Here is a 14960-nt window from a genome sequence, read left to right as displayed (position 1 = left end):
CGGTGACGGAGCGCCCCCCGCCCGGCCGTCCGCTCCGGCGCGCGAGGAATGACGGCTCGTCATGGCCGCACCAGCGGTCGGAGGTCGGCGAAGCGGCGGTCCCCGATGCCGTCGACCTCGCGCAGTTGGTCGACGGAGCGGAACCCGCCCTGGCGGGTGCGGTAGTCGATGATGTGCCGCGCCAGGACCGGGCCCACTCCCGGCAGGGTTTCGAGCTGGTCGGCGGTGGCCGCGTTGAGGCTGAGCGGACCGGCGGTCCCGCCCGGGGCGGCTGCCGCGCTCCCGCCGGGCCGGGGCGGATCCGCTCCGGGGACGGGCGGGCCCGTCGGGGGCGGAGCGCCCACCACGACCTGCTCGCCGTCGACGAGCGGCCGCGCCCGGTTGAGACCGGTGAGGTCCGCGCCCGCCCTGACCCCGCCCGCGGCGCGCAGCGCGTCGGCGACCCGGGAGCCCGCGGGCAGTCGCAGCACGCCCGGCCGCCGCACCTTGCCGCCGATGTCGACGACGATCCGCCCCGCGCCTCCCGCACCGGACGGCTGCTGCGCCGCCGAGGGCGCCGGGCGGACGAGGTCCGGAGCGCGCACGGCCTGCGGCCGGCCCGCCCAGAAGTGCTGGACGGCGAGGACCGCGGCCACCACGAGGACGACGGAGAGCGCGGCAAGGGCCCTGGGCCGCAGACCGCAGCGGAGCTGGATCCACAGCGGGAGCCGCTCCCGCAGAGCCAGGCCGGCGCTCCCCCGCCCCTGGACCGCCGACTCGGCCCTGCCCGTGTCCGCACCGCTCAAGACGTCCGCGTCCGCCTCCGCGCCCGCGACCGGCGGCTGTGCGCCGGGCGTTCCAGCCGCCCCGGAAGCCCCCGGCGGCGGAGCGCCGAACAGCGCGTCCGCCCGGCGGCCGGCGGCCGTGGCAGCGGAACGGGCCGTCCGCGTACGGGCAAGGGCCCTCGTACGGGAGGGCGGCCGCCTTCGGGCCGTCCGTCCCGGACCGTGGCCGGGGGCCGCCGCGCGTCTGAACCGGGCGCGGCTGTCGGAGGCCGGGGCGCGGCCCGGCCCGCTGGTCGCGGAACGTGATCGAGGAGCCATGAACAGGACGGTAGGCAGCGGGGCCGAATCCCGCTGAAGACACCGAAATCCCGTGGAAAACCTCGGAGTTGTGGACAACTCCGTCACCCGTACGGGCTAAGGATCGCGGTCTGTCGAGCGGGGGCCCTCAGCGGGGCGAGATCACGGCCCCGAGCAGTCCCGGTCCGGTGTGCGCGCCGATCACCGCGCCCACCTCGCTGACATGCAGTTCCACCAGTCCGGGCACCCGCTCGCGCAGTCGGTCGGCGAGGGCGGCGGCCCGCTCGGGGGCGGCGAGATGGTGGATCGCGATATCCACACCGCTTGTGCCCGCCCGCTCCACAGCCAGCTCCTCCAGGCGGGCGATCGCCCGGGAGGCGGTGCGCACCTTCTCCAGCAACTCGATCCGGCCGCCGTCCAGTTGCAGCAGCGGCTTCACCGCGAGCGCCGAGCCCAGCAGGGCCTGCGCGGCTCCGATCCGGCCGCCGCGCCGCAGATAGTCCAGGGTGTCGACATAGAAATAGGCGGAGGTGCCGGAGGCACGCTTCTCGGCGGCGGCCACGGCCTCGTCGAGAGACCCGCCGCTCTCCGCAGTCTCGGCCGCCGCGAGCGCGCAGAACCCGAGCGCCATCGCGACCATGCCGGTGTCCACCACGACGACGGGCACGGGCGCGTCCTTGGCGGCGAGCACGGCCGCGTCGTAGGTGCCGGAGATCTCGGCGGACAGATGCAGCGACACGATGCCGGTCGCCCCGGCCGCCGCACTCGCCCGGTACACCTCGGCGAACGTCTCGGGGCTCGGCCGCGAGGTGGTCACCGGACGCCGCTTCTGGAGCGCCTGCGCGAGTGATCGGGCCGAGATCTCGGTGCCCTCTTCAAGGGCCTGGCCGCCGAGCACGACGGTCAGCGGAACCGCCACGATGTCGTGGCGGTCCATCGCCGGCTGCGGCAGGTAGGCCGTGGAATCGGTGACGATCGCGACATGGCGGGACATGAGCGGGAGATTACCGGTCACGGGCATCGGAGGGCAGCCGGGACCACAGCCGTATCGCCGCGGAGCGGGCCGCGTACGCCGTCGCCGGGACCCCGGAGCAGGTCATGTCCGCCGGACTCCCCGCAACCGCCCCCGTCGACGCCCCCGCAGGCCGCCGCTCGTACCGACACCGCCGTACACCGCACCGGCACCGCCGCATGCCACCCCGGCACCGACACCGCCGTACGCAGCACCGGCACCACGCCACACCGCCCCGGCACCAGGACCGTCGTACGCCGCACCGAAACCCGGCCCGCCGTGCGCCGGTGGTCCGCGGTCAGTTCGTGGTCTCGGTCTCGGGGCGGGCGGTCTTCTCCCACGGATACGCGGTCGGCTGTCGCGGGTCACGCGCGGTGATCGCCTGCGGCTGCGGATCCGGCGTCTCGGCGGGCCCTGCCGGGGCGGCGGCCGCTTCCGGCCGCGTCCGGCCGGAGGCTCCGGCCGCGGGCCGGGTGCTCTGGTCCTCGGGCTCCGACCAGTGGCGCAGCGCCCCCGCCTCCATGTCGATCTCGGAGCTGAGCAGGTCCAGCTCGTCGTCGGCGAACCTCCGGGCGCGGTCGCGCGCGGCCCAGCGCAGGGACTCCGCCGAGTGTGTGATCCGCTCCGTACGCTCCCGGAGGTCGGGAAGGCGGGAGGCGACGGTGGACCGGTCGGGCTCGCGCTCCAGACGCTTCAGTTCATCGTCCAGCTCACGGCCGTGCACGCTCAGCCGTTCGAAGAGACCGATGGTCTCGGTGAGGGACGCGTCCTCGGCGGCCCCGGCCTGAAGGGCGTCCTGAGTGGCCCTCATCGAGGTGCGCAGCGAGAGCCGGAGCTGGGCCAGCTCGCCGGCGACACCGCCCTGACCCAGGCTCTTGGCCCGCAGGGTGGTGTCCTCCACCGTGCGGCGGGCCTGGGTGACCGTGCGCTCCACACCGCGCTTGGCGACGCGGACGGCCTTGACCGTGGCGAAGACCCCCAGTGCCACGAAGGCGACAAGAAGCAGCGCCAGTATCGTGATCACGACTTCCATGTGCGCCCCTTCGGCGTCGGCTGTGTGCGCCGGCTGCGTACGTCCATTGTGCTTCTCTCCACCGTAAACGGAACAGGCAGGCCAGGGGTTCCATCGGAACCCCCAACCTGCCCGTAGGGGAAACCCGCAGGGGAGCCCGCGGGAAGGCCGCGGAAAATCTGCGGCGAACCCGCGGAAAACCCCTGCGCACCGGCGCGGGGAGACCTCTCGGCCCCCCTGACGGCGGCTGCGGCCGACTACTCGGGGACGATGTTGACCAGCTTCGGCGCCCGCACGATCACCTTGCGGATGCCCGCGCCGCCCAGCGCCGCCACGACCCCGGCGTCGCCCAGCGCCAGCGCCTCCAGCTCGTCCTGGGCGATGGAGGGCGAGACCTCCAGCCGCGCCTTGACCTTGCCCTTGATCTGCACGACGCAGGTCACCGACTCGTCCACGACATACGCCGGGTCGGCGACCGGGAAGTCCTGGTGGACCACGGTGTCGGTGTGGCCCAGCTTGTGCCACAGCTCCTCGGCGATGTGCGGGGCCAGCGGCGCGATCAGCAGCACCAGGCGCTCGGCCACCTCTCGGGTCAGCGGGCCGCCCGCCTTGGTGAGGTGGTTGTTCAGCTCGGTGATCTTGGCGATCGCCGTGTTGAACCGCAGCGCGGTCATGTCCTGGCCGACGCCGTCGATCGCCTTGTGCAGGGCGCGCAGCACGGTCTCGTCCGCTTCGCCGTCGACGACGGTGACCTCGCCCGTCGACTCGTCGACGACATTGCGCCACAGCCGCTGGAGCAGCCGGTACTGGCCGACGACGGCGCGGGTGTCCCACGGCCGGGAGACGTCCAGCGGGCCCATCGCCATCTCGTACAGACGCAGCGTGTCCGCGCCGTACTCGGCGGCGATCTCGTCCGGGGTGACGGCGTTCTTCAGGGACTTGCCCATCTTGCCCAGCTCGCGCTTGACGGGCTCGCCCTGGTACGAGAACGTCCCGTCGGCCCCTTCCTCGACCTCCGTCGCCGGGACCGGGAAGCCGCGGGCGTCGCGGTAGACGTAGGCCTGGATCATGCCCTGGTTGAACAGCTTGTGGAACGGCTCCGGGGACGAGACGTGCCCCAGGTCGAACAGCACCTTGGACCAGAACCGCGCGTACAGCAGATGCAGTACGGCGTGCTCGGCGCCGCCGACGTAGAGGTCGACTCCGCCGTGCGGCATGCCGTCGCGCGGGCCCATCCAGTACCGCTCGATGTCGGGTGCGACCAGCTGCTCGCTGTTGCGCGGGTCCAGATAGCGCAGCTCGTACCAGCACGAACCGGCCCAGTTGGGCATGGTGTTGGTCTCGCGGCGGTACGTCCGGGGGCCGTCGCCCAGGTCGAGGGTGACATTCACCCACTCCTCGTTGCGGGAGAGCGGGGTCTCGGGCCGGCTGTCGGCGTCGTCGGGGTCGAAGGTGCGCGGCGAGTAGTCGTCGACCTCCGGCAGCTCCAGCGGCAGCATCGACTCCGGCAGCGGGTGCGCGACGCCGTCCTCGTCGTAGACGATCGGGAAGGGCTCGCCCCAGTACCGCTGGCGGCTGAACAGCCAGTCGCGCAGCCGGAAGTTGATCGTCCCCTCGCCGATGCCGCGCTCGGTGAGCCACTGGGTGATCCGCGCCTTGGCCTCGGCGACGTCCAGGCCGTCCAGGGAGATCTCGCTGTTGGAGGAGTTGATCGCCGGGCCCTGGCCGGTGAACGCCTCGCCCTCCCAGCCGTCCGGCGGCTGCACGGTACGGATGATCGGCAGGCTGAAGGCCTCGGCGAACTCCCAGTCGCGCTCGTCCTGACCGGGTACGGCCATGATCGCGCCGGTGCCGTAGCCCATCAGGACGTAGTCGGCGACGAAGACCGGGACCCGGGTGCCGGTGACCGGGTTCAGCGCGTACGCGCCGCTGAAGACGCCGGTCTTGTTCTTGTGCTCGGTCTGGCGCTCGACGTCGCTCTTGGTCTGCGCCTGCTTGCGGTAGGCGGCCACGGCCTCCGCCGGGGTGGCGGCACCGCCGGTCCACGCCTCCTTGACGCCCTGCGGCCATTCGGCGGGCAGGATGGAGTCGATCAGACCGTGCTCGGGCGCCAGCACCATGTAGGTCGCGCCGAAGAGGGTGTCGGGGCGGGTGGTGAAGACGGTGATCCGGGCGTCGGAGCGCCCTTCGACGGCGAAGTCGACGCGCGCGCCCTCGGAGCGGCCGATCCAGTTGCGCTGCTGGAGCTTGATGGCCTCGGGCCAGTCCAGGGCGTCCAGATCGTCCAGCAGCCGGTCGGCGTAGGCGGTGATCCGCATGTTCCACTGGCGCAGCTTGGCCTTGAAGACGGGGAAGTTGCCGCGCTCGGACCGGCCGTCGGCGGTGACCTCCTCGTTCGCCAGCACGGTGCCCAGGCCGGGGCACCAGTTGACGGGGGCGTCCGAGGCGTACGCCAGCCGGTACCGGCCCAGCGCCTCGGCGCGCTCGACGGCGCTCAGCTCGCCCCAGGGGCGCGTGGCGCCCTCGACCGCGCGCTCACCGCTCTCGAACTGCGCCACCAGCTCCGCGATCGGGCGGGCCCTGCCGGCGGTCTCGTCGTACCAGGAGTTGAAGATCTGCAGGAAGATCCACTGCGTCCACTTGTAGTACTCCGGGTCGATCGTCGCGATCGACCGCCGCTGGTCGTGGCCCAGGCCCAGCCTGCGCAGCTGGCGCTTCATGTTCGCCATGGCCTCTTCGGTCGACACCCGGGGGTGGGTGCCGGTGGCGACCGCGTGCTGCTCGGCGGGGAGGCCGAAGGCGTCGAAGCCCAGGGTGTGCAGCACATTGTGGCCGGTCATGCGCTGATGGCGGGCGAAGACGTCCGTGGCGATATAGCCGAGGGGGTGCCCGACGTGCAGACCCGCGCCCGAGGGGTACGGGAACATGTCCATGACGAACTTCTTGGGCCGGGCCACCAGAGCGGGGTCCCCGGCCAGCTCGCCGCTCGGGTTGGGCGCCTCGTACGTGCCGTCGGCGTCCCAGAAGTCCTGCCAGCGTGCCTCGACATCGGCGGCCATGGCGGCCGTATAGCGATGAGGCGCGGCCGCCTCGGCGGCGGAAGCAGCAGAAGTCGTCTCGCTCATGATCCTTAAAGCTCCATCGATCGTCTCTGCCGGCGGTTTGCGGGCGGGCATGCCCAGAAACAAAAGGACCCCTCACACAGGAGGGGACGCCGCGCCGATTCCGACCGGATCTGTTCATCCGTCGGGACTGATCAGCGCGGCTCGCTAAGCAGAAGGCGTACGGCACGCATGGCCTCAGGGTACCGCAGCGGCCGATCCGGGCGCGGGGACGGCCGCCGTACGGACCGACCGCGCGGCTCGACGGCGTCGATCGGCCGGTCGCGGGCGGTTCCGGACGCCTTATTACCCGGCATGACCGATCTATCCGGGACAGCCCTCCGCGTCACCCGATCGCGTGCTCTCCCGGTAAACGCGAAACCCCGGACCGCCTGCGGGGGCCGCCCTAGCATGCGTCAACGGGACCGCATTTCCCGCACCCTCGGAGCTGCCCCATGAAGCCACACCGAAAGAGCCGTTCCTCCCCCGTACCGAGCCCCGGAGTACGCCGCCCCGTGCAAGGCGGCGTCATCGCGGCGGCGTTCGCGTCGATCCCCTTACTCGCCGTCGGCGCGAGCGAGGACTTCCGGCACGCGCTCGACCACACCACCGGAGTCCTGTGCCTGGTGGCCCTCACGGCGTCCGTCGCCTGGGGGCTGCTCGCCACCGACCGGCTGCTGCTCTCCCCCCGCCACCGCCTTCTCTCCCAGGCCGTCCACCGGGCGACCGCGACCGCCTCACTCGGCCTCCTGCTGCTGCACGCGGCCGTGAAACTCGCACTCGGGCACATCGGCCCCGTCGGCGCGCTGATCCCGTTCGGACTGGGGGTCACCGGCGCGGCGGGGCTGATCGGCTTCGGCACGCTGGCCGGGCTGCTCGTGATCGTCACGGCCGCCGGCGGGGCGCTGCGCAGCGCCCTGGCGGGCCGGGCCGGGGCCGCCGGCCGCTGGCGGGCGCTGCATATGATCGCCTACCCCGCCTGGTGCCTCGCCCTGGTCCACGGGCTGTTCGCGGGCCGTCCGGCCGCCGGCTGGGTGGTCGCGGCGTACTGCCTGGCGCTGATCGGCGTCGCGGGCGCGCTGTCCCTGCGGCTGCTGCCCCGGCCGACGCGGCGGATCGTCGCGGACCGGCTGCCGGGCCGGGCGGGCGACGGGGGCCGGGGCCGCCGGGCCGCCGAACCGGAACACCACGATCCGGCCGCACCGCTCGACGGCTTCGACCGCGTCGACCGCTTCGACCGCTTCGACCGCGTCGATCCGGAGGACTTCGGACCGGGGAGCTTCGGCTCGGAGAACTTCGGACCGGAAGGCTACGGGCCGAGGACCGGGCTCGACCGGCTGGACGGTGTCCCGCCGCAGCGCGGACCCGCCCCGGCCGACGGCTTCCGGCGGCCCGCTCCGCTCGGCCGCGATCCCCGGCCGCCGGGGCTCACCGCCCCTTCCCCGCGGCTGTACGAGGCCCCCGCGCCGTACGGGGCGGAGCGGGTCGCCGGCGTCCACGGGCGGGGCGCGGAACGCGGGATCTCGGCCGCGTACCGCGCGGTCTCCCAGGCGGGCGAGGCCGCCGAACGCGGGCCGGGGGCCGGGGAGGCCCCCGACGTCCCGCGGGCCGGTCCGGCCCCGGGCCACTCGCCCCCGCCGGGCCTCGGATCGCCGGGCAGACCGCACGAAGACGGACCGCCCGGAAGACCGCACGATCCCGGACCGCCCGGAAGACCGCACGAGCGGCTGTCCGAGCCCCCACCGCCCCACACGCCCCCGCGGTACCACCCCGGACCGTACGAACCCACGCCCCGCACACCCCCGCCGTACGAACCCCCCGCGCCCGGCCCTCCGCCGTACGGACGCGCCGGGCGCGGCCCCGTCGCCCGGAGCACCGTGTCGCACGCCTCCCCCTCCCCGTACGGGATCCCCGAGCCCGGGGCGCGCGCCCCGTACGACGACGGCGACACGGCGACGCCCGGCCCGCTCGTCGCTCCCCCGCCGGGAGAGCCCTGGAACACCTCTGCGGGAGACCGGCCTTGAACCTTCCCCTTCCCGATGTCCCCGAGGTCCGCGCCGTCGGGCTGCCCCGGCTCACGCGGGGCTTCGACCTGGCCGCGCGCCTCGACGTGCGGACGCATCTCACGGCGCACGGCCCCCTGGAGCCGATGGCGGGCGAGCGGCTGGCCCGGCTCGCGGAGGAGATCTCCCTCCGCGGCCGGGGCGGAGCCGGCTTCCCCTTCGCGCGGAAGCTGCGCGCCGTGGCCGACTCCGCGATCCGGCGCGGGGTGCGACCGGTCGTCGTGGTCAACGGCAGCGAGGGCGAGCCGGCCTGCCGCAAGGACACCGTCCTGCTGAACCGGGCGCCGCATCTGATCCTGGACGGCGCGCTGCTGGCCGCCGAGGCGCTCGGCGCGCGGACCCTGGTCGTCGTGGTGACCCGCGATTCCACGGAGATCTCCCTGCGGGCCGCGCTGGCCGAGCGCGGTCTGTCCGACCGGCGCGGCCGGCCGCTGCGCGCCCGGGTCGTCCGTACGCCGGAACGCCTGGTCTCGGGCGAGGCCGCCGCGGTCGTCCGGGCCGTCAACGGCGGCCCGGCCCTGCCGCCGGGCCGCCGGGCGCGGGCCTCGGACGCGGGGGTGGGCGGCGCGCCGACGCTGCTCTCCAACGCCGAGACCTTCGCCCAGCTCGCGATCGCCGCCCGGGTCGGCCCCCATCGCTACGGCACCGCCGGAGTCCCCTCCGAGCCGGGCACGGTGCTGCTGACGCTCTCGGGCGCGGTCGCCCGTCCGGTGGTGGTGGAGGTCCCGACGGGCGTGCCGCTGCGGTACGTGCTCCAGCTGGCCGGGGCTCCGCCGTACCCGCAGGGGGTGCTGACCGGCGGCTATCACGGCGGCTGGATCGACTCGGCCGCCGTCCACGCGTCGGTGGTCTCGCGCGAGTCGCTGGCGGGCGCCGGCGGCTCGCTCGGCGCGGGCGCGATCTCGCCGATCGGCCAGGAGACCTGCCCGCTGGGCGAGGCGCTGCGGGTGGCGAACTGGCTGGCCGCGGAGACGGCGGGACAGTGCGGGCCCTGCAAGCTGGGGCTGCCGGCGGCGGCCGGAAGGCTGGCGGATGTGATCGGCGGCGGCGGGCCGGCGGCGCTGGAGGCCCTGCGCGAGGTCACCGGGGCCGTGCGGGGGCGGGGCGCGTGCAAGCATCCGGACGGTTCGGCGCGTTTCCTCACCTCCACGCTGGCCGCGTTCACGGACGATCTGGCCGCCCATGTGCTGCACGGCGGCTGCGGACGGGAGACGGCCGGGGTGCTGCCCCTGCCGGGCCCCGCCGAGACGGCCGGTCCGGCGGAGGGCGAGGAGCGGGTTCTGGTCGACTGGACGCTCTGCCAGGGGCACGGGCTCTGCGCGGACATCGTCCCGGAGCTGATCCGGATCAATCCGGACGGCTATCCCTCGGTGGCCGACGCGGTCGTGCCCGCGCATCTGCGGGGACGGGCGCGGCGCGCGGTGCGGCGGTGTCCCGCGCTGGCGATGCGGATCGAGCGGACAGCCGGGCCCGTACCCGGGAACGACCGCTCCGAGCTGCGGGTTCCCCGGCGCAAGGAGCTGGACGGCGGACGCGGTTGACCACGGCCGACCGCATCTGACCGGCCCTCGTGGCCCTGCCCACAACACAGAAGCGGTGGATCACCCGATCGGGTGATCCACCGCTTCTGTACCTGTGGAGCTAAGGAGAATTGAACTCCTGACCTCCTGCATGCCATGCAGGCGCTCTACCAACTGAGCTATAGCCCCTTGCGAGATACCGCCGGTCCGAAGTTTCCTCCGTGCTCGGCGACGTGGACAACATTAACGCTCCCCCGCGCCCTTCACCAAATCCATTCCCGCACCCCCCGGAGCAGCGGGAACGAGGGGCGCGGCCGCCCGGCCGAGGATGGCCGAAAATCGACTGCCGTAGAGGGGCCCTGCGGGGACGGTCGGGGCCGCTCAGGCCGTGGCGAACGAGTAGAAGCGCTTCAGCGTGCAGTGCTCGTCGAGGAGACGGCCGTAGATCGGCTCGCCCTCCAGCTCCCGATAGGTCTCGATCGGGTCGCCCTTTATGATCAGCGCCCGCGCGCACTCCTCGCACCAGTACTGGTACTCGGGGTTGATCGGGTCCATGTCGCGGACGATGGGCGTACCACTGCCGCACCAGTCGCATTTACGCCTGTGTGCCCCCATCACTCAGCTCCAGCTGTGACCGCAGGACGTACACACGTAAGAAACTCCGCCGTTGTCGCCGAGGACCTGGGCGACATGCACCGATCCGCAGGACGGGCAGCTGAGGAGAACCGACACGCGTTCCCCCTCCCGTCCTGGCCGTTGGTCCCTTCCGGCCGTCCGATTCTGCCATGACCACGCAACAAGGTCAGCGGCGTTGACAGGAAGGAGCTGGCGAAACGCCGAATCCCGCCCTCTGCTGAGGACGGGATCCTTACGGTTTCTTCTGTGGAGCTAAGGAGAATTGAACTCCTGACCTCCTGCATGCCATGCAGGCGCTCTACCAACTGAGCTATAGCCCCTTGTGTTCTTCGCGCTCGGCGCTGCGAACAAGAAGAACTTTAGCCTGCGACCTGCCCGAAAGTGAAATCCGGGGGTACGGGGCCGAGGCGGACCGCCCCGGTCCGGCCGGGCCGGCCGCACGAGGGCCGGATCCCGGAGGCCGGGCGGGTGTCAGCGGGTGTCAGTCGTCGTCGCCGAGGACCGGCTCCGGGAGGGTGCCGGCGTTGTGCTCCAGCAGCCGCCAGCCGCGCGCGCCCTCGCCCAGCACCGACCAGCAGCAGTTGGAGAGCCCGCCCAGGCTCTCCCAGTGCTGGGACTCCAGACCGAGGAGACGCCCGATGGTGGTACGGATGGTGCCGCCGTGGCTGGCGACGATCAGGGTGCCGTTCTCGGGGAGCTTCTCGACCTGGCGCAGCACCACGGGCGCGGCCCGGTCGGCCACCTCGGTCTCCAGCTCGCCGCCGCCCCGGCGGACGGGCTCGCCGCGCTTCCACGCGTTGTACTGATCGCCGTACCGCTCGATGATCTCCGCGTGGCTCAGCCCCTGCCAGACGCCCGCGTAGGTCTCGCGCAGGGCCTGGTCGTACTGGACGGGGAGGCCGACCAGCTCGGCCAGCTCCTCGGCCGTGGCGGAGGCCCGCTTCAGGTCGGAGGCGATGATCGCGTCGGGCTGGAGGAAGGCGAGCAGGCGGGCCGCCCGGCGCGCCTGGGCGATGCCGGTCTCGGTCAGCGCGATGTCCGTGGTGCCCTGGAAGCGGCGCTCCAGATTCCACGAGGTCTGACCGTGCCGCCACAGGACTATCCGGCGGCCGGTCCGTTTGTAGGCGTCCTCGTTCAGCTCAACTCACCGTCCGGATTGCCGGTCAGCTGGGCGTGCTCCTGTCCCTTGCCGCGCGTCTTCAGCGCGTCCTCGGGCAGCGGCAGCTCGGGGCAGTCCTTCCACAGCCGCTCCAGGGCGTAGAAGACCCGCTCCTCGCTGTGCTGGACGTGGACGACGATGTCGACGTAGTCGAGGAGGATCCAGCGTGCGTCGCGGTCGCCTTCACGGCGGACCGGCTTGACGCCCAGCTCCTTGTTCAGCCGCTCCTCGATCTCGTCGACGATCGACTTGACCTGGCGGTCGTTGGGGGCGGAGGCGAGCAGGAAGGCGTCGGTGATCGACAACACATCGCTGACGTCGTACGCGATGATGTCGTGGGCGAGCAGGTCGGCAGCCGCCTGGGCGGCGGTGCTGACGAGCTCGATGGAGCGGTCCGTAGCGGTCACTAGCAGGCTTTCGTCGGCGGTCGGGTGACCCCACCAGGGTCTCACGTACCGCCGACACTCCTCGCGGCGATTCTTCGCGCCTTGCTCGTCTCCTGTCGTCCGCGCAGGTCACGCGGCTTCTGTCGGTCCCGTCACCCGGTCTTGAAATCCTGGCCGAGCACCACGCTGACGTCCGCGTTGGGCGCCGCGCCGCTCTTCTCGACCGCGCTCGCGGGCAGCCCCAGCGTCTTGGCGACCTCTTCCGCCTCCTCCTTGCGCGCATCGTCACCGTAGGTGACCCGCGAGGTGGCGGCGGGGTCCGCCTTGCCGCTGTCGACGACCGCGTAGCCGCCGTTGACCAGGGAGACCCGGGCGGTCTCGGCGGCCTCGGCGCCGCCGGTGGCGTTCTTGACGCCCACCCGAACCGCGTCGCCCTTGTCGGGAGCGCTGACCGAGCCGCCCAGGACGTTCTTGACGACTCCGGTGGTGGCCTGCTCGGTGAGGGTGCCGTCCTGCTGCACGGGGAGCAGCTCGGTCCGGTGGTCGCCGCCCTTGGCGCGCTCCGCGAGCTTCGCCAGCGAGGCTCCGAGGTCACTCTCGGTGAGCGAGGGATCGAGGATCTGGGCGAGGGTCTCCACGGTGACGGTCGCGGACCGGGCGTCGCTGGGGATCTTCTTCAGGACGGCCTGCATGACCTGTCCGAAGCGCTCCAGCTGCCGGGTCTCGGGCTCGCCGGAGGCCCGGTGGGTGGCGTAGGCGACCGCCGCGCGGCCGTTGAGGGTCTGGTCCTGGCCCTTCTCGACCAGCGGGTCGTCGCCGCTCTTGGCGCCGGGGATCGTGGCGTCGGTGGTGAGGTCGATGGTGCCGACCTGGTCGACGAGGTTCTCCAGGAACGGGGTGTCCAGCCGCCAGGTGCCGGTGATCTTCGCGCCGAGGAGGGTGCCGATCGCCTCCCGGGTGCCGTCCGACCCGTCGGACTCCACGGACTTGCCGAGGGTGGTGGCGATGCCGTCGTCGTCGGCGACGGAGAGGGTGTTGGGCAGCAGGACGGTGGTCGCGCGGCGGGTGGTGGAGTTGTCGACGAGGAGGGCCGTGGAGGTGACGCCCTTCTTCTTGGTGTGGTGCAGATGCAGGACGATGACATCGCGCTTCTGCGGACCGGAGGCTGCGGCTCCGGTCTTGTCCGAGTCGGAGAGTCCGGGCAGCAGTCCGGCGTACCAGAGATAGCCGAGGCCGCCCGCGAGAACCAGCGCGAGGGCGACGACGAGGGCGACGCCCCGATTGCGGCCGCGGCGCTTGGCCTCCTCGCGCCGCTCGGAGCGGCTCTCGGTGAATTTCAGCCAGTCGATGACGTCTTCGGAGTCGCCGTCCGGCTCCTCGATGAAGGAGAACTGCTCGGTGCGGTAGTCGCGTTCGCCGTCGGGCGCCGAAGGGCCGGAGTGGTCCGGCGCGGGCGCCGTCGGCTCGTTGGCCGCCGGTCCCTTCGCCGCCCGCCTCTTGGCCGCCCGGCCGCTCGCCGCCGGCGCGGGCGGTTCGGGCCGGGCGGGCGCGGGCGGTTCGGGCGCGGGGCCCGGGGCGGGCGGCGCGGCCGGAGCCGCCGCCCGCTGTTCCGGGATGTCCCACGCCTGGCCGGTGTCGACGGCGGCGGAGGGCGCGGGCGCGGGCGCGGGCGCGGGCGCGGGCGCGGGCGCGGCGGGATCGTGGCCGTAGCCGTACGCGCCGCCGTAGCCGTACCCGTACGCCTGGTCCTGGCCGCCCTGGCCCGCGTCCGGCTGCTGGGCCTGGAGCGGCTGCTGCGGCGCGTACGGGTCGTACTGCTGCGGCTGCCGGTAGACCGGGGCCTGCGAATCGGCGTAGGGGTCGTAGCCGTACGTCTGGGCCTGGTCCTGGCCGCCCGGGGCCGCGTCCGGCTGCTGGGCCTGGAGCGGTGGCTGCTGCGGTTGCTGCTGCTGCGCGTACGGGTCGTACTGCTGGGGCTGCTCGTATACCGGCTGCCCGTACTCGTCGTAGCCGATGACGCGCGGCTGCGGCTGATACGGGTCGTACGGGTTGTGCTGGTCGTTCACCGGTGCCCCTCTCCGCGGCTCACTCGCCGCGGTACAACTGCCGCTTGTCGATGTAGCGCACCACACCGTCGGGCACGAGATACCAGACCGGGTCCCCCTGGGCGACCCTGGCCCGGCAGCCGGTCGAGGAGATCGCCAGCGCCGGGACCTCCACCAGGGAAACCTTTCCCTCGGGCAGCCCGTCGTCGGTCAGATCGTGCCCCGGCCTGGTCACACCGATGAAGTGGGCCAGCGAGAACAGCTCCGTGGCGTCCCGCCAGCCGAGGATCTGGGAGAGCGCGTCGGCCCCGGTGATGAAGAACAGATCCGCGTCCGCGTTGAGGGAGCGCAGATCCCGCAGGGTGTCGATGGTGTACGTCGGACCCGGGCGGTCGATGTCGATCCGGCTGACCGAGAACTGCGGATTCGACGCCGTCGCGATGACGGTCATCAGATACCGGTCCTCGGCGGGCGAGACCGCCTTCTCACTCTTCTGCCACGGCTGCCCGGTCGGTACGAACATCACCTCGTCGAGGTGGAACAGGGAGGCCACCTCGCTGGCGGCCACCAGGTGTCCGTGGTGGATCGGGTCGAATGTCCCGCCCATCACGCCGAGTCGCCGCCGGCCGGGCGCGGAGCCCACCGCCACTTCCTGCTCTCCCATGCGTGCAGAGCCTACTGGCACGGCCGCCCGGCCCGATCCGCCGCTCAGCGGTCGCGGTTGAAGCGGGTGGTGATCCACAGCAGGAGCAGCAGTACCGCCAGCGCGCCGGCGCCGGTGACGATCGGTTCGAGGCTCTGGTGACGGCCACCGCCCTCGGCGCCCTCGGCGAGAGTGACCAGGTGGGTGGCGGTGCTGGTGAGGCTCATCTTCGGCGGGCCCTTATCGGTCGGAGAGACAAAGCGGAGAGACTTCGCCCACATCGTATGCGGGAGGCTCGGGCACGCTCACGCCGACTCGGTCG

The 14960-nt window shown here is 72.9% G+C and carries 12 protein-coding genes and 2 tRNA genes; 2 read left to right on the top strand and 12 right to left on the bottom strand.

Annotated elements, in window-relative coordinates; genetic code table 11:
- Positions 1-59: 59 nt before the first annotated feature.
- The 4 genes from ACF089_RS09835 to leuS form a co-directional block, all read right to left on the bottom strand.
- Positions 60-785, bottom strand: coding sequence for a helix-hairpin-helix domain-containing protein (locus ACF089_RS09835; protein WP_392024220.1), 726 nt, complete (start codon positions 783-785; stop codon positions 60-62).
- A 424-nt stretch (positions 786-1209) separates the two neighbouring features.
- Complete coding sequence (locus tag ACF089_RS09830; protein ID WP_392024218.1) at positions 1210-2055, bottom strand: DegV family protein; 846 nt, start codon at positions 2053-2055, stop codon at positions 1210-1212.
- A gap of 316 nt (positions 2056-2371) precedes the next feature.
- Positions 2372-3106, bottom strand: coding sequence for a hypothetical protein (locus tag ACF089_RS09825; RefSeq protein WP_392024216.1), 735 nt, complete (start codon positions 3104-3106; stop codon positions 2372-2374).
- A 236-nt stretch (positions 3107-3342) separates the two neighbouring features.
- Complete coding sequence (gene leuS / locus ACF089_RS09820) at positions 3343-6210, bottom strand: leucine--tRNA ligase (protein WP_392024213.1); 2868 nt, start codon at positions 6208-6210, stop codon at positions 3343-3345.
- Between the two features lie 431 nt (positions 6211-6641).
- Between leuS and ACF089_RS09815 the strand changes: the two genes are divergently transcribed.
- On the top strand, positions 6642-8210 hold the full coding sequence (locus ACF089_RS09815) for a hypothetical protein (RefSeq protein WP_392024210.1): 1569 nt from the start codon (positions 6642-6644) through the stop codon (positions 8208-8210).
- Positions 8207-9790: a ferredoxin gene (locus ACF089_RS09810; protein ID WP_392024208.1), complete on the top strand. Its 1584-nt coding sequence runs from the start codon at positions 8207-8209 to the stop codon at positions 9788-9790. Before ACF089_RS09815 ends, ACF089_RS09810 begins: the two co-directional genes overlap by 4 nt.
- 95 nt (positions 9791-9885) lie before the next feature.
- Here the strand turns inward: ACF089_RS09810 and ACF089_RS09805 are convergent.
- From ACF089_RS09805 to ACF089_RS09770, 8 genes are all read right to left on the bottom strand, one after another.
- Positions 9886-9958 (bottom strand) — tRNA-Ala (locus ACF089_RS09805).
- Between the two features lie 192 nt (positions 9959-10150).
- A complete protein-coding gene (locus ACF089_RS09800) occupies positions 10151-10384 on the bottom strand; it encodes a hypothetical protein (protein ID WP_040916346.1) in 234 nt (77 codons plus the stop codon).
- Between the two features lie 268 nt (positions 10385-10652).
- Positions 10653-10725 (bottom strand) — tRNA-Ala (locus ACF089_RS09795).
- Positions 10726-10886: 161 nt separating this feature from the next.
- Positions 10887-11543 carry a histidine phosphatase family protein gene (locus ACF089_RS09790; RefSeq protein ID WP_392024775.1) on the bottom strand — a complete coding sequence of 219 codons (657 nt, stop codon included), beginning with the start codon at positions 11541-11543 and terminating at the stop codon, positions 10887-10889.
- Positions 11540-11971 (bottom strand): ribosome silencing factor, encoded by a 432-nt coding sequence (gene rsfS, locus ACF089_RS09785; RefSeq protein WP_190122699.1) that lies wholly within the window; start codon positions 11969-11971, stop codon positions 11540-11542. Before rsfS ends, ACF089_RS09790 begins: the two co-directional genes overlap by 4 nt.
- Before the next feature lie 131 nt (positions 11972-12102).
- Positions 12103-14016: an LCP family protein gene (locus tag ACF089_RS09780; protein ID WP_392024205.1), complete on the bottom strand. Its 1914-nt coding sequence runs from the start codon at positions 14014-14016 to the stop codon at positions 12103-12105.
- 19 nt (positions 14017-14035) lie between these two features.
- Positions 14036-14659: a nicotinate-nucleotide adenylyltransferase gene (gene nadD / locus ACF089_RS09775; protein WP_392024202.1), complete on the bottom strand. Its 624-nt coding sequence runs from the start codon at positions 14657-14659 to the stop codon at positions 14036-14038.
- Positions 14660-14703: 44 nt separating this feature from the next.
- Entirely contained in the window at positions 14704-14865 is a 162-nt protein-coding gene (locus ACF089_RS09770; protein WP_190122696.1) for a hypothetical protein, read from the bottom strand.
- Positions 14866-14960 lie beyond the last annotated feature (95 nt).

The sequence above is a fragment of the Streptomyces sp. NPDC014894 genome, from assembly GCF_043080985.1.
Taxonomy (GTDB): Bacteria; Actinomycetota; Actinomycetes; order Streptomycetales; family Streptomycetaceae; genus Streptomyces.
This window is presented reverse-complemented; position numbering and strand designations above follow the sequence as displayed.

Coding starts and splice junctions, on each gene's coding strand:
- ACF089_RS09825 (WP_392024216.1), bottom strand. CDS start 3,106: ATGGAAGTCGTGATCACGATACTGGCGCTGCTTCTTGTCGCCTTCGTG.
- ACF089_RS09830 (WP_392024218.1), bottom strand. CDS start 2,055: ATGTCCCGCCATGTCGCGATCGTCACCGATTCCACGGCCTACCTGCCG.
- leuS (WP_392024213.1), bottom strand. CDS start 6,210: ATGAGCGAGACGACTTCTGCTGCTTCCGCCGCCGAGGCGGCCGCGCCT.
- nadD (WP_392024202.1), bottom strand. CDS start 14,659: ATGGGAGAGCAGGAAGTGGCGGTGGGCTCCGCGCCCGGCCGGCGGCGA.
- ACF089_RS09815 (WP_392024210.1), top strand. CDS start 6,642: ATGAAGCCACACCGAAAGAGCCGTTCCTCCCCCGTACCGAGCCCCGGA.
- ACF089_RS09800 (WP_040916346.1), bottom strand. CDS start 10,384: ATGGGGGCACACAGGCGTAAATGCGACTGGTGCGGCAGTGGTACGCCC.
- ACF089_RS09770 (WP_190122696.1), bottom strand. CDS start 14,865: ATGAGCCTCACCAGCACCGCCACCCACCTGGTCACTCTCGCCGAGGGC.